Genomic DNA, 25,799 nt, shown 5'->3' on the forward strand with positions numbered 1-25,799 from the left:
GCGTCTGATCTATGTAGCTGATAGTTAGGGATGGTTTTGTGACTGCTGGCGTTGGCGGTCGTTGGGCGGGGTGTGAGTTCGTCGTCCGTACCGCAGTGATGTCTCCGACGCCCGCTGGGCCTTGATCGAACCCGTTTTCGCCGCCTGGAGAGCCAGGAGAACCGGTCCCGGCACGGCGGCCCGTGTGCACGAGCTGCGGGAGATCGTCAACGCGATCCTCTACGTCACCGCACCGGCATCCCGTGGGAATACCTGCCCCACGACTTCCCGCCGTACAAGACCGTCTACGACTACTACGCCAAGTGGGAAGCCGACGGCACCACCCAGCAGGTCCACGACCTGTTACGCGACAAGACCCGTCGATCCCACGGCCGCAGCGCTCAGCCGACCGCGGCCGTGATCGACGCGCAGAGCGTGAAGACCTCGGCAAACGTCACCGAGACCAGCCAGGGCATCGACGCCGGCAAGAAGATAAAAGGACGCAAGCGGCACGTCATCACCGACACCCTCGGCCTGGTCCTGGCCGTGCTGGTCACCGCCGCGAATGTGCACGACACCGTCGGCGGCAAGCTCCTGCTCGACGACCTGGCCGCCGCCCATCCCTCCGTGGCGAAGGTCTGGGCCGACGGTGGCTACCAAAGCAGCATCTTCAACCACGGCGCCGGCCTGGGGATCGACGTCGAGGTGGTGCAGCGGCCACGGACGAAGGGGTTCGAACCGTTGCCGAAGCGATGGGTGATCGAGCGGACCTTCGGCTGGCTGATGCAGCACCGCCGCCTGGCACGGGACTACGAAGCCCTCCCGCAGAGGTCCCGGGCGATGATCCACTGGGCGATGGCTAACAAAATGTCCCGCGAACTGACCGGAGAATCCGCACCAACGTGGCGAATCGAAACGGACATCCCACCCACATCCGCGTGAACATTGATCAGATGCTCTCTTACAAGTAATCTCATTTGGCTGGGTAGGCTGCTGCCGTGGCGGGGATCGTTGAGCGGCTGGTGCCGGATGAGCTGTGGGAGCTGTTCCAGCGAGTGGTGCCGGAGGCGCCGTCGCGGCCGCAAGGTGGCGGCCGGCGTCGTCATGGCGACCGTGAGGTGCTGGCCGCGATTGTGTTCGTGGCGACCTCGGGCTGCACCTGGCAGCAGCTGCCGACGGCCTCATTCGGCCCGTCCGGCGCGACGGCCCACCGCCGCTTCACGGAATGGACCAAGGCCCGGGTGTGGGCCAAGCTCCACCGCCTGGTCCTCGACGAACTCGGCTCCCGCGGCGACCTGGACTGGTCGCGGTGCGCGATCGACTCGGTCAACATGCGGGCTCTGAAAAGGGGGACCTGACGGGTCCGAATCCTGTCGACCGGGGCAAGTACGGCTCGAAGATCCATCTGATCACCGAGCGGACCGGTCTGCCCCTGTCCGTCGGGATCTCGGGCGCCAACGTCCACGACAGCCAGGCCCTGGTCCCGCTCGTGAAGGGCATACCCCCGATCCGCTCCCGCCGCGGCCCCCGTCGGCGAAGGCCTGCCAAACTCCACGGCGACAAGGGATACGACTACCGCCACCTGCGGCAATGGCTGGCACAGCGGGGCATTCAGCACCGCATCGCGCGCAAGGGCATCGATAACTCACAGCGACTCGGTAGACATCGCTGGACCATCGAACGGACCATGGCCTGGCTCGCCGGCTGCCGCCGACTCCACCGCCGCTACGAACGCAAAGCCGAGCACTTCCTCGCCCGCACACTCATCTGCTACCGCCGACTCGCCAAATGAGATGACCTGTTAGGTGATGTCCCGCAACGACGACCAGCAGCCACCGCATGCCGGCGACGCATGGGTCGACGACATGCGAGCCGACTTCAAGTCGCTGAACAGCAACAAGATGAGGCGGCTACGGGACGCGCTGCGCAGCTCAGAGAAGCAGCAGAAGGTCGATCTGGTCGTCATCGACGCACGCCAGAGCGGTACGAGCGAGAAGGACGCCAGAGAAGGGTTCAGGCAGTTCAACAAGCTGGACGAGTGATGCAGCGGGTCATCATCTTCGGCCGCGATTATATCGTGGACGAAAACGTGGGCTGACCTCAGGCTTGGTATCAAACAGCGGGAGGCGGGCGCCCGGCGTGAAACTGGCCGGGCGCCCGCCTCTCTCCTCTGCAACGCAAGGAAGAACGCGTGGGAAAATTCGAGGAACACGGAACCGGTTACAAGGCCGATATCGACATCCGGGTCGGCCCGGCGCATTCCGCTTGGAACTGCCGGGCGTTCGCAGCGACACTGCGCGCTGATGTGGAGCGCGTCCTGGGCATATCCTTCTCGGTGACCGACGACGGACGGGATCCCACCGGGGGCTACCGCTTCTGGTTCGAGAACGACGACATGAGTGTGCATGTGATTGTGGACGATCCCGAAGAGGGGTGGCCCCTGGACAAGGTCCCCGCGGCTGCCTTGCCGATCTCCCGGTCCGAGCAGGTGGCGACCTGGGAACTCGCCGAAAAGCTGTACGACGGACTGAACGCCCTGGACACGTACCTGCTGATCGCGTTGGATCAGTTCGGCACGCCCGTCGCCGCTAATTTCGGCATCGGCGATGACTGGTGAGTCGCCTTTCACGCGGAGCCGGATGGACGGCTGCCGTCGCCGGGCTGGTGCTTGTCGCCGGCTGCGGAGACGCCGTTGAACACCCCGCCCGATCCGCCGCCGTGCCCTCGACGCAGGCGCCCTTCGGGCAGGACACCGTACGACAGGAGATGGACCGGCCGGGCAGCTCGACAGCAGCCCGGCCAGCATCCGCACTGCCGTGGAGGGCTCGCTCAAGCGGCTGGGCACCGACTACATCGACCTGTACTACCAGCACCGGGTCGACCCGAACACGCCCATCGAGGACACGGTGGGGACGCTGGCAGAACTGGTCCAAGAGGGCAAGGTCCGCCACATCGGCCTGTCCGAGGCCGGGCCGGAAACGATCCGCCGCGCCCACGCCGTCCACCCCATCGCTGCCGTCCAGTCGGAGTACTCCCTGTGGGCCCGGGAACATGCTGAGGCGCGGGTGCTGCCGCTGCTGCGGGAACTGAACATCGGGTTCGTGCCCTACTCGCCCCTGGGACGCGGTTTCCTCACCGGACAGATCCGCTCCACGAGCGGCTTCGACGACACCGACCTGCGCAAGAACAACCCCCGCTTCACCGGCGAGAACTTCCAGCACAACCTGCGCATCGCCGACAAGATCGAAGCCCTCGCAGCCGAGGCGGGTGCCACCCCGGCGCAGATCGCCCTGGCCTGGCTGCTGGCCCAGGGCAACGATATCGCCCCCATCCCCGGCACCAAGCGCGTGGCACGCGTCGAGGAGAATACCGCCGCTGACGCCGTGGAGCTGACCTCAGACCAGCTCAAGAAGCTCAACGATCTCCCCCCAGCCGTCGGCGAGACCCACGACGAAGCGGGCCTGCGCACCCTGGAGCGTTGACCTCGGCCCGGACATGAATACAGGCCACACGCTCGCGAACCACAGGAGCACCGGGCCGTCGACTCCCGATGTCGCTTCGAGGGCCTGGTGCCAGCTGCTCGGGTCGCTGAGACCCGTCCCGCAACTGCTGGTCAGACCTGCGCGGCCGGCCGACCACTCTCGCGACCGCTGGAATCTTGTCCAACAGAGGCAGCAGCTGCGTGACGTCGCCCGCGGTTTCCGCCGGTCAGCGACACCGCGAGCGGGAGCCCTCGGCCGTCGGTCATGGTGTGGTGTTTGCTGCCCGGCCGTGCGCGGTCGACCGGGCTGGGACCGCCTATGGGCCCTGCCATGCAGCCCGGACGTGGGAGGAATCGATCACCGCCCGGGACCAGTCCAGCTGGTTCTTCGACCGCAGCTTGTTCAGCAACAGCTGGTGCAGCAGGTCCCAGACGCCGACCTCGTTCCAGGCCGCCAGCCGGCGCCAGCACGTCATGCCCGAGCCGCACCCGAGTTCCTACGGAGGTACTCCCACTGGAGCCGTTATGCAGGACGAACAGGATCCCGCATAGGTGCTGTTCTGCCGGTCCGGCACCCGTGGCCGTCCTCCCACCTGCCTCGGCGGCGGCTCGGGCAGCAACGCTTCGATGGGCGGCCACAGTTCGTCCGACACGATCCACGGCCGAGATTGACGCTTCCCCACGCCTGAGTACTATCCGCCGCGGTCGACGGCCTTCCTCGGCCCGGTCGTCCCAGCCGACGGCGACCGTTTGCGGCTGGAATCCTCTTCCGCCTGCTGCGGAATCCACGCACGCCTCGACGTCCTCGCCCCGGTCGCCTCGACGGTGACGACACCACCAATGGCGACACCAGCCAACCACCGCGCCTGGCGCTCGCCAGGTGGGGGCGGGGCGGGGGCCTGCCGGAGTCAAGGACTTTCATCCTCCCGTTCGGTGGGGGAGGCCTGCTCTCCGTTCAATCGAGTACCCGCAGTGCTTGGTCGACCGCGGTGCGCAGCCCTTGCGTGTCGTGCCCTTGAAGGCTTCGTCCACGCGGCAACGCGTTTCCGGGTCGGACGTGCCCAACTCGGTGGCGGTATGGATGACGAAGCAGCCAGGCAGGCCGGGTCGCCCGCACGACTGCCGCAGCCGCCGGCCACCGAACCCTTGCATGGGGGCCCGGACGGATCACGGGACATGCCGCTCTATGCCGTCCCCGGCGTTGCGGCCGAGTCCCACAGGGGTCGGGTGCCGAGTCCGGCGACGTCCAGGGCGAGCTCGGCGTACATCGCGTTGGCCCAGGAGAACCATGGGCGGGTGAACCGGTGGGGGTCGTCCTTGTGGAACGACTCGTGCATGGCGCCCGTACCGGCGTCGGTGGACAGCAGCGTGTGCAGCGCCGTTATGCGCTCTGACATGTTGTTGCTGGTCAGTCCTTGTACGGCGATGCCGATGGGCCAGATGTGCCCGTCGGGCGTGTGCGGGCTGCCGATGCCTTCGGCCGCTTCTCCTCGGTACCAGGTGGGATTGGCCGGCGAAAGGGCGAAACGTCTGGTGGCGAGGTAGAGCGGGTCGGTCGAGGCGACGTTGGCGACGAGGGGGAGGGAGAGCAGTCCGGGCATGTTGGCGTCGTCCATCAGCAGCGCGTTGCCCTTGCCGTCCACTTCGTATGCGTAGATCGAGCCGAACTCGGGGTGCTGCACGGTGCCGTGCTTCACGGTGGCCGCTCGCAGTTCCGCGGCCAACTGGGCGGCCTCCTGGGCGAGTTCCGCGTCGTGGACGTGGTGCGCCAGTTCCGCCGTGCCGTCGAGGGCGGCGGCAGCGCACAGGTTCGCGGGGATGTTGTAGCCGTAGCGGCATGCGTCGTCGCTGGGCCGGAACCCGCTCCAGGTCATCCCGGTCCGGCCGACGGGGGTTCCTCGTCCTTCGTTCGGGAGGGTGTCGCTCGGCGGGCCACCGTGGCGTACGAAGCGGTAGGCGGACAGGTCCTCGTGGTCCTGCTCCGTGCGCCATACCGCGATGGCCGTGCGTGCTGTGTGAAGTGCCTGCGGCAGGTGGTCGGTTCGTCCGCTGGCCGCCCAGAAGCGATGAGCGAGCAGGAGGGGGAAGGCGAGGGAGTCGACCTCGTACTTCTCCTCCCACACCCAAGGGTCCTCGCACAGGTCGTCGGGGGCATGAGCCTGCCCGGACGGTTCCGCGTTGAAGGCGTTGGCGTAGGGATCGTGTGCGATCTGCTGGAACTGGCGGCGCAGCACAGCGAGCACCAGGTCCTGCAGGCCGATGTCGTCCTGAAGCAGCGCCAGGTAGGGCATCATCTGCGTCGAGGAGTCGCGCAGCCACATGGCGGGGATGTCTCCGGTCACGACGAAGGCGGAGCCGTCGGGCATCGGCCGGATGGTGCGGGCCAAGGTGTCGTCCAGGCAGCGCACCAGGGTCCGGCCGAAGCGTGGGTCGCCGAGGTCATCGAGTCGGTGGACCGCCCGTTGGACGATCGGGTTGTCCTCGACGGTGGTGGGGAAGTCCGGATGGCGCACGGGGGAGTCCTTCAAAGTTCGACTGGCTATTCGTCGCCAGGCAGGCAGGCAGCCAGCCAGGCAAGAAGCAGGCAGGGACGGCACGGCGCACCTTCGTTGCGGGACCCGGCGTCCTCGCCAAAGCGGGATGGGGCAACCTGCCGGCCGTGGCGTTCGGTGAAGTGTCAGGCGTCGGTGGGCGGGTGACCCGGTGCGTCCCCGGAGTGCGATCCGTACCGGATGACGCGAGTGGGGACGGTGACGCGGCGGGAGGCCGGCGGGGCAGCGTCGCGGTGTTCGAGGCGGTCGATCAGCAGACGGGTGGCCTGGCGGCCGATCTCGTCGGCGTCGTAGGAGACGAGCGTCAGGGGCAGGCCGAGGACGTCGGACAGGTCGAAGTCGTCGAAACCGGCGAGGGGAAGGGTGGTCCCCGCCTTGTACAGGGCGCGGATCGCGCCCTGGCTGATGCGGTTGTTGGTGCAGAACAGTGCGGCGGGCCGGTCCGCCTGCTCAAGCAGTTCGAAAGTTGCCCGCTCTGCCGTCGCGGAATCGACCAGGCCCTGGCGGATCAGGGCGTTGTCAGGTTCGATGCCGACTTCCTCGTGTGCTGCCCAGAAACCGCGCAGACGTTCGGCTCCCGTGTAGAGGGCGGGCGGGTTGCCGAGGAAGGCGATGCGGGTGTGTCCCTCGGCCAGGAGGCAGGCGGTGGCCTCGCGGGCCCCGTGGAAGTCCTCGACCAGTACGCAGTCGGTGTCGAGCCCGGCGGGAGGCCGTGCGGCCAGGACGACGGGGACGTGCCGCATGGCGGCGGCCAGGTGCTGTTGACGGCTGCCCGCCGGGACGACGATCAGACCTTCGACCTGGTGGTCGACGAGTCCGTCGATGAGTTCCGGCTCGCGTTCGGCCTGCTCGGCGGAGTTGCTGAGCAGCATGCGGAAGCCGTACTCCGTCGCGACCTCCTGGACCCCCAGTGCCAGGCGGGAGTAGAAGGGGTTGGCGAGGTTGGTGACGACCAGGCCGATCATCCCGCTGCCGCCGAGGCGGAGACTGCGCGCCGTCTGATTGCGGCGGTAGCCCAGCTTGTCGACCGCCGCGAAGACGCGTTCACGGGTCGCTTCGGACACTCCGGGGTCGTTCTTCAGGACGCGTGAGACGGTCATGGCGCTGACCTGTGCGAGCTTGCCGACGTCATGCATGGTCGGCCCGCTGCCCCGGCGAGCGGTCATGCCCGTGCCCCTTCCTGTGCCTGCCTGCGCTGCCGCCCCGGTCTTCATGGGGCGTCCGGTGTGTCCTGTGCCCAGTGAGCGGCTCCGATCAGGGGAGCCTCCGCAGGCTGCAGGGCCGGTAGTACCGGCACATCCGACCTGGCGGTCGACGCCAGACCTGTGGTGAGCGCAGGGTGGACCAGTTGCCACGACTGGGCCATGGAGCCACCGATGACCACTGCGGCGGCTTCGAAGCGGTCGATCCATGGGCCCAGGGCCCGGCCGAGTGCGTCGAAAGCGTAGCGGAAGGCTTCTGTCGCGGCGGCGTCGCCCGTCCTGGCACGTGCGGCGATGTCATGGACGTCCAGGTGGGGGAGGGGCTGGTCACGTGCCGCGGCGCGGAGAGTGGCGTAAAGGGTGCGGATTCCGCGGCGTGAGACCGTGTCCTCCAGCGGCCGGCCGTGCACGGTCAGGCGGTGCAGGTGTCCGCTGGGCGGCACCGAGGGGCCCGTGTGGACCGGGCGGCCGGCGGAGAGGAACGAGGAGCCCACGCCGGTGCCCAACGTCAGGCCGACGACCCGCCGGTGACCGGCCGCGGCGCCCGCGCGGTACTCGCCGATGGCGAAGGCGTCGGCGTCGTTGAGGAAGCGCAGCCGTTCGGCGCGGCCGTCCAGGCGCTTGCGCAGTCCGGCTCCGACGTCGACGCCGGACAGCGACTCGAACTTCCCCATTCCGGTGAAGCGGCCGACCCCCGTGGCGTAGTCGAAGGGGCCCGGCATGGCCACGCCCCAGGACAGGCTGTGCCCGGGCGGCAGTGCCGAGGCGGCCAGAGCCATGGCGTCGAGGATGTCGTCGGCTGCGGCGTCCGACCGCAGTGGTCTGCGGGCCACGGTGGCCGGGAGGGGAACGCTCGTCGACGGGTCCACGAGGGCGGCCGTCACGTGCGTGCCGCCGACGTCGAGAACGGGGATCGGCACGGGTGATCGAGCGGTGGTCGCGGTCACGGCTCGACCACCAGCGCCTTGACGATCCGCACCTCGTCGTCGCCCAGCGCGCGGAGGCGATAGGGGCCGACCGAGGCGGGAACCGTGATGGTCTCGGCGAAGGCCAGGGAGTGGGTGCGGCCGTCATGGGTCTCAATGACGGCGCCCTCGCCCGCGGCGATGTTGAGGATGTGGAAGCGGCCCGCGGTGTCGTCGGGGGCTGTGGCGTTCTGCGCCACGACGAGGCGGTGCACCGCGTAGAACATCTCGGGGAGTTCGCCGATCACCTCTTCGTGCCATCCCTCGCCGGCGCGCAGCGTGCGCGGGTGCTGGATCAGGTCCTTCCGTACGTCCTCTCCGCGCCGGGCCGTGTCCAGGTTGGCGAAGCCGTGTTCGTAGGGCAAGGGGCGTGACGCGCCGGAGGAGTCCTTGCGCAGCCAGTCGTAGAAGCGCAGGGAGTACAGGTAGGGGGTCGCGCTCACTTCAAGGACAAGGTTTCCGGCCCCCGAGGCGTGCGGTGTTCCCGCCGGGATCATGAAAAGCTGGCCTACCGTCGCCGGGTGTGCCTGGACGTGGTCCTGCACCGGCATCGGAGTGCCCTTGGCGATGGCGTCCCTGACCTGGCGCCGCATGGTGTCGATGTCGGCGTCCTCGGTGAGGCCGAGCAGTACCTCGGCGCCGTCCTCGCTCGCGGTGACGTAGTACGTCTCGTGCTGGGTGTACGGCCAGCCGAAGACGTCCCGCATGTACTGCTCCCGGGGGTGCAGGTGCAGGGACAGGTTGCCGCCGCCCATCGTGTCGAGGTAGTCGAACCGGATGGGGAAGGAAGTGCCGAACCTGCGGTGCACGTCGTCACCGAGCATGGCCTCGGGATGCTCGACGCACAGCAGCTGGAACGGGATCTCGACCTGTGCTCCGCCTTTCTCGCCGACCAGGACCCCCGCTTCGGGAGCGATCAGCTCGTATCCGAGAGCCGTGTTGCCGGCCTGTGGGGTGAAGCCCAGTTCGCTCGCCGCCCACTGGCCGCCCCACGGAGTGGAGTTGAAGTACGGCCGGGTGCGTACCGGACCGTGTGCGAGGTGCGCCAGGGTGCTGCGCAGGACGGTGCCGTCCAGGGAGGTCGGGGAGGCCGGGTCCTGGGTGTCGATCCACCGGTCGACCCGTCCGGCGATCGCGTCGCGGTGCCGGTCCAGTACGGGCCAGTCGGTGTAGAACAGGCGCACCAGATCGCCGGGCTCACCGGGCTGTGCCAGATTGACGCCGACCGGGAGGTGGCCGTTCGATACGGCGGCTTCGGCGTACCGCTTCGGCAGGTCGGCGTACCACAGCACATCCGGCTCGCACAGCGACGCTCCTGGCCCGTACACCACCACGACCCCATCCTGCGCGGGCCGCTCGGGCTGCGGAAGGGTGTCGAACAGGTCCCTGACGTTCGCCTGGGACAGGGGGGTGAAGAAGGGGTCGTCGGCAGGGACGGGCCGGGCGGCCATCCGGTCCCGGGCAGTCGGTGCGTAGTGGGCGCGGACGTCGAGCAGCTTCACCTCACGGTCTGCGGAACGTATGGCTTCCGTCAGACCTTCGGTCAGCGTCTTCCAGTCCAGTGCTGCGGGACCGTCGACCGCCAGGACGAGTGGGCCCGACGGTAGGGAAGCCGCCGGCGGCGCCCAGCCTGTGAGCACCTTCCCGTCGGCGGGCGGGTAGCTGGGGCAGGGGTCGTACGAACGAGGCGCGGGCACATCTGCTCCTTACTCGGCTCACGGTGCGTTAACGATAACATCATGAGCTTGAGTCGTCGATGGTTGCCTCGTTGGGATCTTCAAGGGGCTTCAAATGCTCTGAACAGGGGCTTTATTCATTCTTGCCTGAGGGTTGGGATTCTTTTCCCGTTGACCCTTGCTAGTTCCGAAATGGTGTCGTTAACCTCCACGCAACACACACCGCGACGGCTCCAGGTTCTCCCGGCGCCAGGTGTGCCTTGTACGCACATCCGGCCATGCACGGTGGCCCGATTCCGTGAAGGTGATCAATGTCAGCATCGGGCAGGACCAGCAGCGCGGCCACACCGCTTGCTCGGCGCGGCCTCCTCGCCGGTGCGGTCGCCGGCGCGGCCGCTCTGGCAGCGGGTGGCTGCGCCCGCGGAGCGAGCACGTCGGCGCAGCCGGGAACCACCAGCATCTCCAACGACAACGCCACCTGGGACGAGGGCTACCGCTCGGCCGGCCAGGAGCTCGAAAAGATCACCGGGTACGCGCTGCGGCCGCTGTCGAACCCCTCGGTGACGTCGTACCAGCAGGTCGTGCAGATGACCCTGCAGACCTCGAAGGCATCCGACCTTGTCAAGTGGGCGTCCGGCTACCAGCTCAAGCGCCTGGCGCGTGCGGGCGGGCTCACCGACCTGACCCGCGTCTGGCAGCGGTACGCGGACAGAGGATGGGTGCGCCGCACGTCGAGGGAGGCCCTCTCCTACCGCGGCACGACCTACGGCATCCCGCTGTACGAGTCGTACTACGTGCTCTTCTACAGCAAGCCCGTGTTCGGGAAGCTGGGCCTGTCCGCTCCGGGCAGCTGGGACGAGCTGCTGCACTGCGCCGAGGTCCTCAAACGCAACAAGATCACGCCCTTCCTGGCGAGCCAGGTGGGCGGCTGGCCCGCGATCGAGTGGTTCCAGGAGCTCGTCAGCAAGGTCGACCCCGGCTTCTACCAGCAGTTGGTGGCCGGCGAAGCCTCCTACACCGACGATCCCGCCCGCCAGGCCATGGACATCTGGCAGGACTTCATCCGCAAGGGCTGGATGACCGCACCCGACTTCGACCAGGCCCGCGGCCCCGGTGCGCTGAAGGAGGGCACGGTGGGCATGTTCCTGCACGGCACCTGGCAGGCGTCCGGCATGGCGGCGGCGGGGATGGAACCGGGCACCGACTACGGCGCCTTCATCCTTCCCACGGTGCGTCCCTCCACGGCCAAGAGCGTGATCGCCGAGTCAGGCGTCTTCGTCGTACCCAGCCGCGCCTCTTCGCACCGGGCCGCGATGGCGAACGTCGGGTCCTGGCTCGACCCGTCCGTCCAGCGGGTGTGGAGCGACTTCCTGCAGGACAGCTCCGCCAACCCGAAGGTGCGCTCCGCCAACCCGGTGGTGGCCGGACTCCAGCGGGACATCGCCCGCAGCCGCCGACTGGCGCTGGTGCGCTACTGGGAGGCCAGCCCGCCCAGCCTCATCCAGGGCAACACCAACGACCTCGGCGGATTCATGGCCGGGCAGGCCTCCGCGGCCACCACGCTGCGCCGGATGCAGGAGCGCGCACACGACGAATGGGCCGCCTGGAAGCGAGACGAAGCATGAGCACACCCACGACCGACCGACACGCGCCGGCCACGGTCGGCGGGCAGACGGCGCCCCCGCACCCGAGGCGGCGCCCCGCTCTCGTCCCCACCCGGAGCACCACACGTGAGCGCCTGCTGGCCGGCGGATTCATGGCTCCGGCCGTCATCCTGGTCGCGCTGTTCCTGCTGGCCCCGTTCGTGTGGACCACCTACCGCAGCTTCTTCAGCGACACCCGCACCTCACCGTTCAGCTGGTTCGACAACTACACGCTGTTCGCGTCCGACCCGGCACTGTCCCGCTCCATCCAGAACACCCTGATGTGGGTGGTGGGCACGGTCGTGCTCCCCTTCGTGCTGGGACTCGCCATCGCCTGCATGACGAACGCCGGCCGCTTCTCGCGCCTGGCCCGCCTGTGCGTCGTGCTGCCCTACGCGCTGTCGGGATCCGCGGTGGCCGTCGTATGGAACTTCATGCTCACCACGGACGGCGCCGTCAACCAGGTCCTGACCGGCCTCGGGCTCGACTCACTGGCCCAGGGATGGCTGCTGACCTGGCCCGGCAACACGATCGTGATGATCCTCGCCAACGCCTGGCAGGCCACCGGCGTGGCCGTGATCCTCTTCCTGGTCGGACTGCAGTCCATCCCACCCGAGACCCTGGAGGCCGGCGCCCTGGACGGCGCTGGCGCCTGGCAGCAGTTCCGCCACATCGTCCTGCCCCAGCTACGCCCGGTGTTGATCATCGTGATCGGGATGAGCCTGGTCAACGGGCTGAAGTCGTTCGACCTGATCTGGGTGCTCACCCAGGGCGGCCCCGGGCGGGCCACCGAGACCCTCGCTGTGTCCATGTACAACGAGACCTTCCTGGAACTGCGGCCCGGAGCCGGAGCGGCGATCGCGGTCGTCCTCACCGTGATCGTGCTGGCGGCCTCCTGGCTCTACCTGCGCCGTCAGCTCGACGTGAAAGGCGTGTGACCATGTCCCTCGGCCGAGTTCTGCGCAACGCCGCCATCGTGACACTGGCCGTGCTGTGGCTGATCCCCACCTGGCTCCTTCTCGTCAACGCGGCAGTGCCCGCGGAGAGTTACTCCGGCAGCCCGCACTGGCTGCCCCAGGACTTCGGGTTGTTCGACAACATGTCCCAGGCCTGGGACAAGGCCAACCTGGGCCCCTCGCTGGGCAACAGCCTCCTGTACTCCGTGGTCAGCGCGGGGGCCGCCGCGGTGATCGCCGGCCTCGCCGCCTTCGCCACGATCATCATGCCGGTCAAACGGCAGGCCCTGTGGTTCTGGGTCATCTACGCCGGCACGCTGCTGCCCCTGCAGGTCTTCATCCGCCCGCTGTTCCTGTCCTACGCGCGCACCTCGCTGTACGACACCCAGGTCGGGCTCGTACTGATCTACACGGCGGTCGCCATCCCGTTCGCCTTCTTCGTCATGCGCAACTACGCGCTGACGCTGCCGCGGGAGATCGTCGAGGCCGCACGCATGGACGGTGCGTCGTGGTGGCGGGTGTTCTGGCAGATCCACGTCCCGCTGACCAGGTCCGCCATGATCGCTGTGTTCGTGTTCCAGTTCGTGGCCGTCTGGAACGACCTGCTGTTCGGCATCACCATGGTCACGAGCCGCAACATCCGGCCCGTGATGGCCGCGCTCGCCGACCTTCAGGGCAACTACTCCAACGTCGGACCGCCCATCGTGCTGGCCGGGGCCCTGCTGGTCTCGCTGCCCACCGTGGTGCTGTTCTTCTCCGCCCAGCGCTTCTTCGTCAGCAGCCTCAAGATCCACCGCTGAGCCTCGACATCCATGGCTGACCCGGCACGCCTTCCGCACCCCCCTCGTCGCGAAGGAAAACCATCCATGCTGCGCACGCTGCTCACCCGCGCCACCGCTCCCGTCGTCTGCGCCGGCCTGCTCTGGACCGCCGCCCCCGCGCACGCCCAGACCCCCGAACGCGGCGCCCGCCCGATCTCCTCCTCGGAGTGGGCCGACCGCGCCACCAGCACCTACCGGACCCTGCAGCAGTACTTCTACGAGGGCCCCGAGGCCCACGGCCTGTACCTGGAACACACCCCTAGGCAGACCACCGACCCCGAGCACTCCTACCTGTGGCCCTTCCGCGAGGCCGCTCAGGCAGCCGTCGACATGCAGGAACTGCCGCGCACCGGGGCGTCCTACCGGCGCGACGCGGCCGAGCGGTTCGACACGGCCGAGCTCTACTTCGGCGGGGGAGAGCGCCCCGGCTACGAGTCCTATCTGCCCGCTCCCTTGGGCACGGGCGGCGACATCTACTACGACGACAACGCCGTGGTGGCCCTGACCCAGCTCGACCAGTACGAGGAGACCGGCGACGCACGGTACCTGGAGCGGGCCGAACGGGTCGTACCCGTCGTCTCCCGCGCATGGGACGACGACACCGCCAAGGCGTGCCCGGGCGGCATGGACTGGTACGACTCACCGAACAACACCATCCGGGCCACCAACGTCACCGCCCTCTCCGCCCAACTCGCCGCCCGGCTCTACGAGCACACCCGCGACCGCGCCTACCTCGCCAAGGCCGAGCAGTGGTACGGCTGGGTGTACTCCTGCATGCGCAAGGCGCCCGGCCTGTACATCAACGACCGCGGTGACGACGGCAGCGTCAACGAGACCCTGTGGACCTACAACTCCGGAGCCATGATCGGCACCGCCACCGCCCTCTACCGCGGCACCGGTGACGCCGCGTACCTGAAGAAGGCCGTGGACGACGCACGCGGCTCCCTGGCGTACTGGACCGAGGGAAGCCGACTGCACGACCAGCCCGCCGTCTTCAACGCCTTTTACTTCAAAGACCTGCTCGACCTGGACGACGTCCGCCCCGACCCCGCTTACCTGAAGGCCATGAGTGGCTACGCGGACAGCACGTACCGGTCCAACCGGGACACCTCCACCGGCCTGTTCCGCTTCCAGCCCTCCAACGGAGGCGACTACGACCCGGATGCGCCGGCCGCGACACTCAACCAGTCGGCCATGGTCCAGATCTTCGCCACCCTCGCCGACGCCACCCGCCAGGGTCGCCGCAACTCCTGACGCCGCACACCGTACCCCCGACGCAAAGGACCCCACGCACCATGCCCAAGCCACCGCTGACCCGACCGTCCTGGTGGGACGCCGACATCGCGCGCGACATCCTCAAGGAGCGCGTGGCCACCCTCGCCGGCCTCGGCGGTCTGCAGGTGCGGCTGTCGGGAGAGCCTCTGCTGCGCCACGACGGCGCGCGCGGCCTGCTGCAGTCCATCCGGCTGCGCGTGAGCGGTCCCAAGAGCGCTCCCGCCCACCCGCGCGTCACCAGGGCCCGCGTCACCACCGTCGGGGGCACCCCCGTCCCGTGCCAGATCCTGCCTGGACCAGGGGGCGACACCCGCCTCCTGGTTCCGGAGGTGGAAGCCCCGACCCCGTTGCTCATCGAGCTGCCGGACCTCGAAGAAGGCACACCCATCCCCTTCGAGGCGCGCCCGCAGCGCCACTGGACCCTGCACCTCGTGCAGCACTCCCATCTCGACATCGGCTACACCGACCCGCAAGGCAGGGTCATGGCCGAGAGCCGCGCCTACCTCGACTCACTCCTCGAACTGTGCGACGACACCGACGACTGGCCGGAGCCCGCTCGGTTCCGATGGGCGGTCGAAGGGTTCCACTCCTTCCAGGACTGGCAGGCCAACCGTCCCCGCCGACAAGTCGAGAAACTCCTCGACCGGGTCCGCGAGGGGCGCGTCGAACTCACCGCCATGCCCTTCAACCTCCACACCGAGACCTGCTCCACCGACGAGCTCCACGAACTCCTGCGCCCAGTCACCGAGTTGCGAGACCGCCACGGCATCGACATCACCACCGCCATGCAGACGGACGTGCCCGGCCAGGTGGTCGGCCTCCCCGACGTCCTCACGGACAACGGCATCCGCTACCTGTCCGTCGCGCACAACTGGGCCGGCCGCGCCGTGCCCCATCTCGTCGGCGGAGAGCACCTGCCCCGCCTCTTCCGCTGGCAGACCCCGAGCGGCAACAGCGTCCTCGTCTGGAGGACGGACACCCCGCACGGCCTGGCCTACATGGAGGGATCGATCCTCGGCTTCGACGAGTCCTACGACCACGTCGACGACCTCCTGCCCGCCTACCTCAGCGCCCTGGCCCAGTTCCCCTACCCCCACCAGGGGCGCGGGATCCCAGGCTTCCCCGCCATCGACCTTCCCGGCACGGCCGACCCGTATCCGTGGGACGTGCTGCACCTTCGAGTGCTGGGCAAGTTCGCGGACAACGGCCCGCCGCGCCGCATCATCTCCGACACCGTCCGCCGCTGGAACGAGCAGTGGGCCTACCCGCAGCTGCGCACCTCCCGCAACCAGGACTTCTTCGAGGACGCCGAGAAGCGTGTGGGGGACCGTCTGGAGACCTACCGGGGTGACTGGAGCGACTGGTGGGTCGACGGAGTCGGCGCCGGCGCCGTCCCGCTGGCCGCCACCCGACGCGGACAGGCGGCCCTCGCCGAGGCCCAGACCATCGCCGGGTACGCCCATCTGATGGGCGTACCCGGCAGCACGGCCGTCACCCACGGCGCACCGGGCGTCTACCGGTCCGCCTCCCTGTTCAACGAGCACACCTGGGGCGCGGGCGACCCCTGGACCCACGGCGACCACGGTCACGGATCCGGCGACAAGCAGTGGCACTGGAAGTACTCCCAGGCCATGCGCGCCCACGACGACGCCGAGACACTCCTCGACGCCGCCTCCGCACTCCTCGGTGAGGCGTTCACCCCCGCAGCCGACGCGGCGGCCTCCTTCTACACCGTGAACACCTGCAGTTGGCCCCGGACGGAGACCGCCCGGCTCTTCCTGCCCGAGAGCACCGTCGCACTGGACGACGCAGTCCAGGTCCTCGACGCGCGCACCGGCGCACCCCTGCCCTTCGTGGAGGAGGCCCAGAGCAACGACCGTCACCGCGCGGCCGGACGGTTCCTGCACGTGCCCGTCGCGGACGTACCAGCCTGTGGAGCCGTACGCCTGGACATCGTCCCGGCCGTCGAGCACGCGGCTGCGGTCGACGAAGACCCCGGCCTGCCCGGCGACCCCACCGTCCTGGAGAACGACCACCTGCGCGTGACCGTCGACCTGCGCGAGGCGTCCATCTCCTCGATCGTCGACAAGGCCACCGGCCGGGAGATGGTGCGCCAGGACGCCACGGTCGGCTTCAACGGCTACGTGTACGACGAGTACGCCACAGCCGGAGCGTTCAACCACCAGTCCAGCAAGACCGTGGCCGACGACTCGATGCACCTGCTCGCCTCCCGCAGTACCGCACCCCCCGCGGCACTCGTCGACCGCCGCACGGACGCCACCGGGCAGACCATCGTCTACGAATGCGCCCCGGCCGGTACCCGTCGGCTGCGGGTACGGGTCCACCTCCCGCACCACGCCGCACGCATCGACATAGAGAACCGCATCGACAAGGACGCCACCCTCACGAAGGAGAGCGCCTTCTTCGCCTTCCCCTTCGCCCTCGACAACCCCGTCGTCCACACGGAGGCCACAGGCGGCGTCCTGGGCACCGACCGTGAGACCGTGCCAGGCTCCGCGACCCACATGCGTGCCATCCGCCGCTGGATCAGCCTGAGCGACGGCCGCCGCCACGCCGCACTCGCGACAGCCGACGCCCCGCTCGTCCAGCTCGGCGGGATCGCGATCCCCTACGTGCCCTACCCCCAGTCACTGCCCCAGGAGGAGCCGGCCACCGTCTTCTCCTGGGTGCACAACAACATCTGGGACACCAACTTTCCCGCCCAGCAGGCGTTCGACCACGTCTTCCGCTACAGCATCGGCTTCGGCACCACCGGCGAGGTCCCCACGGCCGACGCGGACGAACTCGCCATGCGCGTCGCGGCCGTCAGCAGCCACCCCCTGGTCCCGGTCCGTGCCCGGGCCGAAGACTCGTCCGAACCACCGGCCCGGACACAGTTCCTGACCCTGGACGACTCCCGCGTACGCCTCGTCGGCATCACCGTCCCTGGTGACGGCAGCCTCCTGGTGCGCGTGCAGTCGCTGGCCGACACCCCCGTCACCTGCCGCCTGCGCACCCCCTTCGCCGTCACGTGCGCCGAACGCACCAACTACCTGGGCCTGGAGCCGCGCAACATCAGCCCGGACCCGGACCGCGCCATCCCGATCGACGTACCGCCGCTCGGAACGGCAGCCGTGGTCCTTCACCTCGACGCCGCCACAGCGCATGGGGCGGAGGTGCAGCCGAGCCCGACGGACGACAGACGATGATCAGGAGCGGGTCAGACGAAGCGAGGTCGGCGTCTGTCCTACCTCCGACAGACGGAGTGTCCTGGAAGAGACGGGCGCCAGGACGAAGCCGCGTCCTCACCGTCCCAACCGACCGTTTTCACGTCGATGGGACGTCCGGGAGGTAGCGGGCACGAAGACGTGTGAAGGCAGTGGGAGCGGGGCGGCATGGGAGCAATTCCTTGGTCCGCTGAGCGCACTCGACGGCACTCGCCTCGCTGGTGTCGCACTCCAGGTCGTAATCGCCGTGACTGTGCACCAGTCCATACTGGTGCACAGCAAGGCCGGCAGGGCGGTCGCCGCGGGCTTGCTCATGACGGGCCAGTTCCTCCAGTCCATCCATACAGTCCGGTTCTGACACCGCGAAATTCCAAGCCTGCTACGAACCATGTCCTGAGCCGAGGCACGATGGTTGCCGCATGAGCAGGCTTGTTGTCACCGTGGCCGTGGTTGGTGGGCGTTGTGGCCAGTCGAGCGGTGTCGCGGGTTGAGGCGGCAGGGGACTGTCGGTGGCTGGTGGCAGGATCACCGGCATGGTTTTCGTACGTACTACTCCCCCGCGGCCCGTCCAGGTGACCGCGGTCTTCCCCGAGCTGGCCCCGTTGGCGCGTCCTGCCATTCGGTTGCATCCACGTCCGGGCTCGCCTTCGGTCAGGGACAGCTCGGTCGGCGGGCCGTTGCTGTGGCCGGCAGGGGAGCCGTGGCCGCACTGCGAGGACGTGCATCTGCACGTGGACACTGGATTCCGTGAGTCACTGACCGAAGTGCGGCTCCAGAGACGGCTGCAGTCCGGGTGGCGCCCTGGTGACCGGCCTCCCGCGTACACGGCCGAGGAGGCAGCGCTCAAAGAACGCGCTGCCGCACAGCTCGCTGAACGGCTCGACGCCGGCCCTCCCTGGCCCGCCGAATGCCCGGTCCCGCTGTTGCCCGTGGCTCAGCTGTTCCTGCGTGACATACCCCTGTTGCGGCCGCCCGGGCAGGCCGATCTGCTTCAGGTTCTGTGGTGCCCGTACGAACACGAACCGGACTGCAAGCCGGCGACTGCGGTGTTCTGGCGGTCGGCCGCGGAGGTCGGCGACATCCTCGCCATACCGCCGGAACCATACGAGGCGGACTATCCGGGTTATGTGCCAGAGCCGTGCGTGCTGGCGCCAGAAACGATCACCGAGTACCCCAACAGCCTGGACCTGAGCCCGGAGCTGCAGCGGATGCTGGAGGACTGGAACAGGTGGCAGGCGGCCGGTGCCTGCGTGGACAGCTCCTACGCGCAGTATCCGCGCGAGTTCTACTCCCTTCATCTGGGCAACGCACCAGGCTGGAAGGTCGGCGGCTGGCCCCCTTGGGGCCGCACCGACCCCTACCCCCGTCACTGCGCTGCGTGCGGGGAGCAGATGGTCCCACTGCTGACGATTGCTTCCCGGGAGTGGGACGGCGGTGAAGGTCGCAGCTGGGCACCGCAGGAAGAGCAGGCTACCGCCCTAGACGGCTCTCGTGGCCGGGGCCAGTACCCCTCGCAGCCGACGAGGGTAGAAGTAGGCAGCACGGACAACATGCAGATCTACGTCTGCCCGACCGCCCCCGAACATCCACACACAGACCTGATCCAATGAACTGTCGGCCTGTCGCACACCCTCCTGGAATGCTGCCGAGTCAGGGCGTGTGACGAACCGCTTGCCTCACCGGTGACAACCAGACTGCTTCGGCCGGTCGAAACCGCAGGTCGACGGAGGCCGAGGGTTGCAAGCGACCCGCCACCGCCCGCGCCAGGGACCGGCGCTGGTCAAGCCTGCAACTCGTGGGCAAGTCCTGCGTACTGGGCTTGCCCACACCCCGACCATGAGGACCAGGGCCCCGACCACCCCCCGACGGTGCGAGGCGGTCAGCTTCCCCAGCTACGAAGGACGGATGCCCATGCTCCTGGCCGTTGTCGGTGGCGGGTCAGGCACGGCCGGTGCGGCTTGGACCCGGCGGAACCGGGCCCGGTGCTTCGCCAAGGAGCCGTCCCTGGCCGTCCTGGACGACCTGCCCGAGCACGCGCGCGAGATGGTGCGCGACGCCCTGGACATAGCCGGCCGCGACCCGTGGTCGTCCGCCAGACGCCTGTACGACATCGACATCATTTCGCTTGGCTGACCCATCTCCGAGCGAAAGTGGGGCGGGTACGCAACTCGCCGCAGTGCCGGCCGAGTAGGGACAGCACAGCGCGGTGAGGGAGTGCCGACTCTCGAGCAAACATGGATTGACGGCCTTTGAGGAATTCCGCCCGACGTTCTCTCGCGCTGCGATGTCGGCTTCATGTCAGCGAGGGCGTGTCAGTCGGGGTTGAGCGGGAGAGCTGTGTCCTTGCTGGTCGTCGGATCGGGGCCGGGTGTGGCACTGATACGGCGGTGGTACTTCGCGGCCGGTCAGCTGCCCTAGGGTGGGATACCCGCAGCTGGCTCAGTGCCACACGAAGACGGCACATCGCACTCGATTCTCCGCCCAGACACGACAGACAGGTTCGGTTCACCTCTTTTCGTTAGCCGTTGTCACTGCCCCAGGGCGGCCAGGTCGATGGCGTCGGCCATGGCCCGGTATCCGGCGGGGTTGGGGTGGATGTTGTCGCCTATGTGCAGGTCTTCCCTGATGCTGCCGGTGCCGTCGGGGTCCAGGGCGCACGCGAAGTCGACGACGGTGTCGTACTCGCCGCTGGTTCTCATCCACTGATTGACCCGGGCGCGGATCACCTCGCCCGCGGCGGACCAGCCGGCCGCGCCCCGGTAGGGGGTGAGTGTGGCGCCGACGGCCCTGACTTGGCGGGCGTGGGCGGCGCGGATGAGTCTGCGGTGCCCGTCGATCAGCTGCTGCGCAGTGACCGGCGTGGCCTCATGGCCGGTGCCGGGCACCGGGTCGTCGGTCTGCTGGATGTCGTTGACGCCCATCAGGACGATCACCGTGCCGATGTGGGGTTGGTCGAGGACGTCCCGCGTGAAACGCGCGATACCGGCGTCACCGCCGAGGGCCGAGTCGGTCAGCAGCTTGTTGGAGCCGATGCCGGCGTTCAGGACCGGGCGGGGTCGGCCGGCGGCGAGGAAGCGTTCGGCGAGGACGTCGGGGTAGCGGTCGTCGCCGTCGATGGTCGCACCGTACCCGTCGGTGAGGGAGTCGCCGAAGGTGACAACCGCGCGGGGCAGGCGGTGCTTGCCAGAGGTCTCGACGCCTTCGAGGTAGTACCAGGATCCGTAGGCGGGCTGGACCGTGTCGGTGTAGGCGGTGGCAGACGGGTCTCTGTGGTGGTCACCGGCTGCTCGGTAGGTGGTGGTCAGGGACATCTGGTGGTAGGTGGCCGGGCCGGTGGGTTCTTTGAAGTAGAGGCTGATGGTGAGGTGTTCGAGCGGTTCGGTGGGCAGGGTGACCGGGTCGCTGACGGCGTGTCCCTTTGCGAGGATGGTGGTGGAGGGGGAACCGGCGAAGCGCAGTGTGCGCATGGTGTCCGGGTGTACGGCTGCGCAGGCGGCGGTGCGGCCGATGGTGGCGCCGGTGAGGTGCAGGGGTGTGCGGCCGTAGGCGTTGGACAGCCGAATCCTGACCTGGCTGCCACCGCAGTGGAGGCGGACGACCTGCCGGAGGGACTGGTCGGTGAAGCCCTGCTCGGCCCACGTCTCGAACCACGGCGCGGCGGAGGGCCGCATGACCGGCGTGGTCCACGCGCCGTGCCAGACGGCGGGGCCGGACGCCGGGAACACGGCCTCGGCGGCAGGGGCGGGCGTGGCGTGTGTGAGCACAGGCGGGCTGGACTGGGGTGAACTCATGTCTGGACGCTCTTCTTTCCGGGCTGGCCAGGGGAGGTGGGGCAGAGGCGGGGGCGGGCCCGGCGGCGATCGGCCTTGGCGCCGTGCCGGGCCCGCGAGGGCTGGGCCCAGGGCTAGTCGGTGGTGGACGTGCGCCACTGCTCGGCCATGGAGACCCCGGGCAGTGGCTTGCCGATCAGGGCGAGGGGGATGAAGAAGTTGACCTGCCCGATCACCATGGCGAGGGTGGCCAGCGCGGTGGCGTCGTAGTGCTCGGCCGCCCGCGCGTACAGGGCGTCCGGGACCCGCTGGCCGTGCCCGCCGGGCGTGAGGACGGCTTCCACCAGCTCCAGTGCCACCCGCTCGGCCGGGGTGAAGTACGGGGCGTCCTTCCAGGAGGCGACGGAGGTGATCTTCTCCTCCGGTACTCCCGCCCGGCGCGCATTGGCGGTGTGCATCACCGTCAGGTAGGTGTTCTCGACGAGCTGCCCGGCGCGCAGGTGGACCAGGGTGACGGTGCTCCGGGGGACCGCCCCGTTACCGATGATTTTGAACAGGGCGGTGCTTACGTCGCCGAGTTCGGGGACCAGCTGCTGTGGGTCGGAGAACCGGGAGGTGAGGGTGGCGAGGCCGTTGGTCATCGTGTCCATGGAGAGTGTCCCTTCGTCGGCGCGGGCTGTTCGCCCGCCGGCTTGATCGGCTCGTTCACTGCACTGACGACGCACGTGCGGCGAAGGTGACCGGCCAGCGCAAGATTCTTCGGCCGGTTTCGAGGCCGGTTGTGGCGTGCGCGTGAACGACAAAGGCCCCCGCCGCGAGGACGCACGGTCATCGGGGCGGGGGCCGGCAGCCGAAGGAGGTCAGTCCTCGGCGGACGCGAGGTCGAGCCGGGCCAACCGTACGGGGTCGGACAAAATGTCGATCGCGGCGATCCTGCCACCGGTAACGGTGAAGCTCATGACGGACAGCGGCTGCCCGTCCAGGGTGTTCACCAGGCCGGCGAAGCCGTTGACCAGGGCCGGGCGGGTGGTGGCGGCGGTGGCCATCCGCCGGAAGGTGTCGAGCTGCCCGGCCACCGCAGCGGCACCTCGGATTGTCCGCAGCCCACCGGTGAGTGTTCCGCCGTCCGCGCGCAGCACCACGTCCGGGTCGAGAAGAGCCAGCAGCGCGTCGAAGTCGCCGCCGCGGGCGGCGGTCAGGAACGCGTCCACCACACGCCGCCCGGTGGACCGGTCCGGATCCGGCGGCGGCGTCGCGCCGCGGACCCGCAGCCGGGCCCGACTGGCCAGCTTCTTGGCCGTCGCGGGTGTGCGGTCGACGATCGGCGCGATCTCCTCGAACGACAGCCCGAACAGGTCGTGCAGCACGAACGCCAACCGCTCCGCCGGACTGAGCGACTCCAGCACCACCAGCAGAGCCAGCCCCAGTGAGTCCGCCAGCAACGCCTGCTGCTCAGGGTCGCCCCCACCCACACCGTCGCGGCTGATCACCGGATCGGGCAGCCGCTGCTCCAACGGCTCCTCGCTGCGCCGCTTCCGCGCACGGAGCATGTCCAGACACACACGACCGACCACAGTCGTCAGCCAACCGCCCAGATTGTCGATCCGGCGGTCATCGGAACCCGACAACCGCAGCCATGTCTCCTGGATCGCATCGTCCGCCTCAGCCAGGGAACCAAGCATGCGATACGCCACCGCACGAAGATGTGGCCGGTGCTCTTCGAACCGCACGGCCAGAAATTCAGGTGGATTCACGATCACAAGCCCTTCTTCGACGGCATCGATTCCCTGACGTACCGCACCCCCGAAAGGTGACGCTGCACCCACCGGTCTCGTTGCCCGGCAACACCGGAGGAAGCAGAGGGTCTACTCCTGTCTACTCCTGGCGACAGGCAGCACGATGCCTGGACCGCGAACCGTGTGCCGTAGTAACGGTGCTGCCGGTGCTTGCAGGTCAGGGGGCGAAGGCTCTGAGGGTCGCGTCGACGAGCGAGTCAGCGTATGCGGGGGTCAGCGGGCCGCTGCGGTGCAGCCACCGCTGGAAGAGTGGCGCGTAGAGCAGTTCGAGGACGAGGTCGAGGTCGGCCTGGGGGTCGAGCTGGCCGGCTTTCTGGGCGCTGCGCAGGCGCTTCTTCTTCGCCTCGTCCAGCGGCTGAGCCAGTTTCTCGCGGCACTCGGCCGCCAGTGTGGGGTCGTTGGTGAGCTCGGTGCTGACAGCGCGGATCAGCTTGTCGAAGGACGGGTCGGCGAACTCCTCGACCGTGGCGCGCATGACGAGCACCAGGTCGGCTCGGAGGTCACCGGTGTCGGGCAGGGTGACCGACTGCCCGTCGGCGTCCTCACTGAGGGCGAGAAGTCCAGGTCACCTCGATGGGTAGCGGCGGCGGCATGGCCACCGTCGGCTACCACGGTGCGGGCAAGGCAGCACTGGACTCCGTGAGCGAGGCCCTTGCGATGGAGGTCGAAGGGTTCGGCATCAAGGTCACCGTCGTGCAGATGGGCGGCTACAACACCGGCTTGTTCACCGCCGGCACCACGAACACCGAATCCCTGGCGCACTATCAGCCCCTGCGCACCGAGATGGAGGCGATGTGGGGCGATGCCGTCGCGCCGGAGCCGGACACCGCGGCCCCGGTGATCATGAAGCTGGCCACACTGCCGGATCCTCCCCGGCGGCTGATTGTCGGCAGCCAGTCCTTCGATCACGTCTTGGAGATGGACCGAGCCCAAGCGGATCTGTACCGGTCCTGGGAGCACCTCAGCCGTATCGCCCCGGCTGACCCTGCCGCCGCTACGGCATGAGTGTCGTCGGCTGTCATGGACGAGAGCATGAGACCACGCGGTGCAGGGTCGCGTCCGTCGGACGCAGGCGGTAACTGCCCTGCGGCCTGACGGATGTGGCAGGGTCCCGCCGTCACATCCGAGGGAATCCGACCTCCGGACGGTCGGCCGCGGGGCCATCGAGCAGAGGGCGTGCCATACCGCGCAGGTGCGTGTCGAAGAAGGCAGCCGTGTAGTCCCGTGTGAGCTGCCACGAGCGCTCGCCCGAGAGCGTCGCCGCGGGATCGGAGAGGCCCAGCCGGTCGGCCAGGACCGGCAGATCCGTGAAAGTGAAGTGCTCGGCCCCGGCAACCGTCAGCCAGCGCTTCCACCCATCCAGGCGGGTCCAGGCGCCTTGCCAGTCGCTGTCCGGGGCGGCAGGTCCGTGGGTGGCGGAGGTGCCCATCATCATGAACGGCTGCCCTTCCATGCCCGCCCCGGCGAGCGGGGTGAAGAAGTTCCCGTCCAGGTTCACACCGGCGCGCACACGCGGATCGCGCTGCATGACCGCGGCGGCGGCCGCACCCCCGATGGAGTGTCCTGCCACCCCGATCCGCCGGGGATCGATCAATTGGGCAAAGGGGGTACCGCTGTGTCGGTGGATCGTGCCGGACGATGCCCGCAGCGTTGTCAATCGGTCGATGACGAAGGACAGGTCATGGGCCCGGCCGACGGCCACCCGCGCCCGCTCCTGGTCGGTGGCGACCCGCTCACACGCGAGACAGGTGAGCACACGTCCACCAGGGAAGGCCGTGCCGACGGACTCGTAAGCGTGGTCCACGGCGGCGACGACGTACCCGCGGCTCGCCAAGTCGTCCGCCAGGGTGGTGAGCGTGCTGCGCGGCATCGCGAAGCCCGGCGAGAGCAGCACCATCGGGAAACGGCCGTACGCGGGAGGGGCGTCCACCCGCGCGTGGGTCCGTACACCGCTGACAGCCTCGGCAGGCACGACACCGGCCAGGCCCCTCGCCTCCAGCAGCAGCCGGGCCTCCTCCTGCGTCATGTAGGGCGCGGCAGCGCCCGTTCGGGCACGGGCGGGATAGTGAACCGACACCATCAGCTCCCTGTGGGCCGAGGGCACCCATGGGTCGCGGCGCTGAGGATCGGACAGGTGCAGGATCTGTGCCCCGACCGCATACCGGCCCGCAGGCCGCGGCAGCTCGATCCCCGCTTCCGAGGTGTTCCGGACGGAGGAGATAGGCACGGGGGCGGCCGAGGCGATGCCCGGGCCGCCGGGCACCAGGGCGAACGACAGGCCGAGCAGGGCAAAAGCGGTGGCACCGCGTCGTAGGTTCATGACACCGAACCGTAGGCGGCCACGTACCTCAACTCGTCATTCACAAGCGGTAGTTGCATGTACAGCTACAGAAGGGGGCGGATCCGCCCCAGGTCGCATGCCCGGGCCATACGCCCTGTGCGGGGGCAGGGCAGCT

At 68.9% G+C, this 25,799-nt stretch carries 19 protein-coding genes and 5 pseudogenes; 13 read left to right on the forward strand and 11 right to left on the reverse strand.

The window, feature by feature from the left end; all coding sequences use genetic code 11:
* Positions 1-121 precede the first annotated feature (121 nt).
* From F3L20_RS32395 to F3L20_RS32410, 5 genes and pseudogenes are all read left to right on the forward strand, one after another.
* Positions 122-921 (forward strand): annotated as a pseudogene (locus tag F3L20_RS32395) (IS5 family transposase).
* Between the two features lie 65 nt (positions 922-986).
* Positions 987-1,771, forward strand: a protein-coding gene (locus F3L20_RS32400; RefSeq protein WP_167534759.1) for an IS5 family transposase whose coding sequence is annotated in 2 segments (ribosomal slippage) — positions 987-1,326 and positions 1,326-1,771 — 786 coding nt in all. Because the reading frame shifts where the segments join, the coding sequence is not laid out codon by codon here.
* Positions 1,772-1,844: 73 nt separating this feature from the next.
* Positions 1,845-2,021 (forward strand): hypothetical protein, encoded by a 177-nt coding sequence (locus F3L20_RS34210; RefSeq protein WP_167534738.1) that lies wholly within the window; start codon positions 1,845-1,847, stop codon positions 2,019-2,021.
* A gap of 149 nt (positions 2,022-2,170) precedes the next feature.
* Positions 2,171-2,596, forward strand: coding sequence for a hypothetical protein (locus F3L20_RS32405; RefSeq protein WP_150157667.1), 426 nt, complete (start codon positions 2,171-2,173; stop codon positions 2,594-2,596).
* Positions 2,597-2,741: 145 nt separating this feature from the next.
* Positions 2,742-3,461 (forward strand): annotated as a pseudogene (locus F3L20_RS32410) (aldo/keto reductase); the annotation flags it as partial.
* Positions 3,462-3,582: 121 nt separating this feature from the next.
* On the opposite strand, the pseudogene F3L20_RS35060 reads toward F3L20_RS32410, so the two are convergent.
* The 5 genes and pseudogenes from F3L20_RS35060 to F3L20_RS32430 form a co-directional block, all read right to left on the reverse strand.
* Positions 3,583-4,143, reverse strand: a pseudogene (locus F3L20_RS35060) (IS5 family transposase); the annotation flags it as partial.
* A gap of 501 nt (positions 4,144-4,644) precedes the next feature.
* Positions 4,645-5,973 carry a glycoside hydrolase family 125 protein gene (locus F3L20_RS32415; RefSeq protein WP_150157669.1) on the reverse strand — a complete coding sequence of 443 codons (1,329 nt, stop codon included), beginning with the start codon at positions 5,971-5,973 and terminating at the stop codon, positions 4,645-4,647.
* A gap of 164 nt (positions 5,974-6,137) precedes the next feature.
* Entirely contained in the window at positions 6,138-7,178 is a 1,041-nt protein-coding gene (locus tag F3L20_RS32420; protein WP_167534740.1) for a LacI family DNA-binding transcriptional regulator, read from the reverse strand.
* Positions 7,179-7,222: 44 nt separating this feature from the next.
* Positions 7,223-8,161: an ROK family protein gene (locus F3L20_RS32425; RefSeq protein WP_150157671.1), complete on the reverse strand. Its 939-nt coding sequence runs from the start codon at positions 8,159-8,161 to the stop codon at positions 7,223-7,225.
* Positions 8,158-9,876: a class I mannose-6-phosphate isomerase gene (locus F3L20_RS32430; protein WP_150157672.1), complete on the reverse strand. Its 1,719-nt coding sequence runs from the start codon at positions 9,874-9,876 to the stop codon at positions 8,158-8,160. The genes F3L20_RS32425 and F3L20_RS32430 overlap by 4 nt, the downstream gene beginning before the upstream one ends.
* Before the next feature lie 290 nt (positions 9,877-10,166).
* Between F3L20_RS32430 and F3L20_RS32435 the strand changes: the two genes are divergently transcribed.
* The 5 genes from F3L20_RS32435 (at position 10,167) to F3L20_RS32455 (ending at position 17,759) form a co-directional block, all read left to right on the forward strand.
* On the forward strand, positions 10,167-11,480 hold the full coding sequence (locus F3L20_RS32435) for an ABC transporter substrate-binding protein (RefSeq protein WP_150157673.1): 1,314 nt from the start codon (positions 10,167-10,169) through the stop codon (positions 11,478-11,480).
* The gene (locus F3L20_RS32440; RefSeq protein WP_150157674.1) at positions 11,477-12,436 is read left to right on the forward strand and encodes a carbohydrate ABC transporter permease; all 960 of its coding nucleotides are present in this window, start codon (positions 11,477-11,479) and stop codon (positions 12,434-12,436) included. The genes F3L20_RS32435 and F3L20_RS32440 overlap by 4 nt, the downstream gene beginning before the upstream one ends.
* A 2-nt stretch (positions 12,437-12,438) precedes the next feature.
* The gene (locus F3L20_RS32445) at positions 12,439-13,254 is read left to right on the forward strand and encodes a carbohydrate ABC transporter permease (RefSeq protein ID WP_167534741.1); all 816 of its coding nucleotides are present in this window, start codon (positions 12,439-12,441) and stop codon (positions 13,252-13,254) included.
* A gap of 66 nt (positions 13,255-13,320) precedes the next feature.
* Entirely contained in the window at positions 13,321-14,529 is a 1,209-nt protein-coding gene (locus tag F3L20_RS32450; protein ID WP_150157676.1) for a glycoside hydrolase family 76 protein, read from the forward strand.
* 41 nt (positions 14,530-14,570) lie between these two features.
* Positions 14,571-17,759: a glycoside hydrolase family 38 C-terminal domain-containing protein gene (locus tag F3L20_RS32455; protein WP_150157677.1), complete on the forward strand. Its 3,189-nt coding sequence runs from the start codon at positions 14,571-14,573 to the stop codon at positions 17,757-17,759.
* A gap of 118 nt (positions 17,760-17,877) precedes the next feature.
* On the opposite strand, the pseudogene F3L20_RS32460 reads toward F3L20_RS32455, so the two are convergent.
* Positions 17,878-18,111 (reverse strand): annotated as a pseudogene (locus F3L20_RS32460) (phosphotransferase-like protein); the annotation flags it as partial.
* Positions 18,112-18,310: 199 nt separating this feature from the next.
* Between F3L20_RS32460 and F3L20_RS32465 the strand changes: the two are divergent.
* Positions 18,311-19,387, forward strand: coding sequence for a hypothetical protein (locus F3L20_RS32465; RefSeq protein ID WP_150157679.1), 1,077 nt, complete (start codon positions 18,311-18,313; stop codon positions 19,385-19,387).
* A gap of 301 nt (positions 19,388-19,688) precedes the next feature.
* Positions 19,689-19,910, forward strand: a complete 222-nt coding sequence (locus F3L20_RS32470; protein ID WP_150157680.1) for a hypothetical protein — start codon at positions 19,689-19,691, stop codon at positions 19,908-19,910.
* A 395-nt stretch (positions 19,911-20,305) separates the two neighbouring features.
* Here the strand turns inward: F3L20_RS32470 and F3L20_RS32475 are convergent, their stop codons facing one another.
* The 4 genes and pseudogenes from F3L20_RS32475 to F3L20_RS32490 form a co-directional block, all read right to left on the reverse strand.
* Positions 20,306-21,568: an SGNH/GDSL hydrolase family protein gene (locus tag F3L20_RS32475; protein WP_150157681.1), complete on the reverse strand. Its 1,263-nt coding sequence runs from the start codon at positions 21,566-21,568 to the stop codon at positions 20,306-20,308.
* 113 nt (positions 21,569-21,681) lie between these two features.
* On the reverse strand, positions 21,682-22,188 hold the full coding sequence (locus F3L20_RS32480; RefSeq protein WP_167534761.1) for a carboxymuconolactone decarboxylase family protein: 507 nt from the start codon (positions 22,186-22,188) through the stop codon (positions 21,682-21,684).
* Positions 22,189-22,407: 219 nt separating this feature from the next.
* Positions 22,408-23,307 (reverse strand): sigma-70 family RNA polymerase sigma factor, encoded by a 900-nt coding sequence (locus tag F3L20_RS32485; RefSeq protein ID WP_206338962.1) that lies wholly within the window; start codon positions 23,305-23,307, stop codon positions 22,408-22,410.
* A gap of 193 nt (positions 23,308-23,500) precedes the next feature.
* Positions 23,501-23,902: pseudogene (locus tag F3L20_RS32490) on the reverse strand (TetR-like C-terminal domain-containing protein); the annotation flags it as partial.
* A gap of 32 nt (positions 23,903-23,934) precedes the next feature.
* Between F3L20_RS32490 and F3L20_RS32495 the strand changes: the two are divergent.
* A complete protein-coding gene (locus tag F3L20_RS32495; protein WP_240811026.1) occupies positions 23,935-24,348 on the forward strand; it encodes a hypothetical protein in 414 nt (137 codons plus the stop codon).
* 112 nt (positions 24,349-24,460) lie between these two features.
* On the opposite strand, the gene F3L20_RS32500 is transcribed toward F3L20_RS32495, so the two are convergent.
* Positions 24,461-25,663, reverse strand: a complete 1,203-nt coding sequence (locus F3L20_RS32500) for an alpha/beta hydrolase family protein (protein ID WP_150157683.1) — start codon at positions 25,661-25,663, stop codon at positions 24,461-24,463.
* Positions 25,664-25,799: the final 136 nt, after the last annotated feature.

Origin of the sequence: Streptomyces tendae (assembly GCF_008632955.1) — a bacterium.
Classification (GTDB): Bacteria; Actinomycetota; Actinomycetes; order Streptomycetales; family Streptomycetaceae; genus Streptomyces.

Bases quoted from the DNA above. Each gene is read 5' to 3' on its own strand.
- F3L20_RS32440 (WP_150157674.1), top strand. From the start codon at position 11,477: ATGAGCACACCCACGACCGACCGACACGCGCCGGCCACGGTCGGCGGG.
- F3L20_RS32470 (WP_150157680.1), top strand. From the start codon at position 19,689: ATGCTCCTGGCCGTTGTCGGTGGCGGGTCAGGCACGGCCGGTGCGGCT.
- F3L20_RS32475 (WP_150157681.1), bottom strand. From the start codon at position 21,568: ATGAGTTCACCCCAGTCCAGCCCGCCTGTGCTCACACACGCCACGCCC.
- F3L20_RS32500 (WP_150157683.1), bottom strand. From the start codon at position 25,663: ATGAACCTACGACGCGGTGCCACCGCTTTTGCCCTGCTCGGCCTGTCG.
- F3L20_RS32455 (WP_150157677.1), top strand. From the start codon at position 14,571: ATGCCCAAGCCACCGCTGACCCGACCGTCCTGGTGGGACGCCGACATC.
- F3L20_RS34210 (WP_167534738.1), top strand. From the start codon at position 1,845: ATGCGAGCCGACTTCAAGTCGCTGAACAGCAACAAGATGAGGCGGCTA.
- F3L20_RS32435 (WP_150157673.1), top strand. From the start codon at position 10,167: ATGTCAGCATCGGGCAGGACCAGCAGCGCGGCCACACCGCTTGCTCGG.
- F3L20_RS32450 (WP_150157676.1), top strand. From the start codon at position 13,321: ATGCTGCGCACGCTGCTCACCCGCGCCACCGCTCCCGTCGTCTGCGCC.
- F3L20_RS32420 (WP_167534740.1), bottom strand. From the start codon at position 7,178: ATGACCGCTCGCCGGGGCAGCGGGCCGACCATGCATGACGTCGGCAAG.
- F3L20_RS32495 (WP_240811026.1), top strand. From the start codon at position 23,935: ATGGCCACCGTCGGCTACCACGGTGCGGGCAAGGCAGCACTGGACTCC.
- F3L20_RS32465 (WP_150157679.1), top strand. From the start codon at position 18,311: ATGGTTTTCGTACGTACTACTCCCCCGCGGCCCGTCCAGGTGACCGCG.
- F3L20_RS32445 (WP_167534741.1), top strand. From the start codon at position 12,439: ATGTCCCTCGGCCGAGTTCTGCGCAACGCCGCCATCGTGACACTGGCC.
- F3L20_RS32480 (WP_167534761.1), bottom strand. From the start codon at position 22,188: ATGACCAACGGCCTCGCCACCCTCACCTCCCGGTTCTCCGACCCACAG.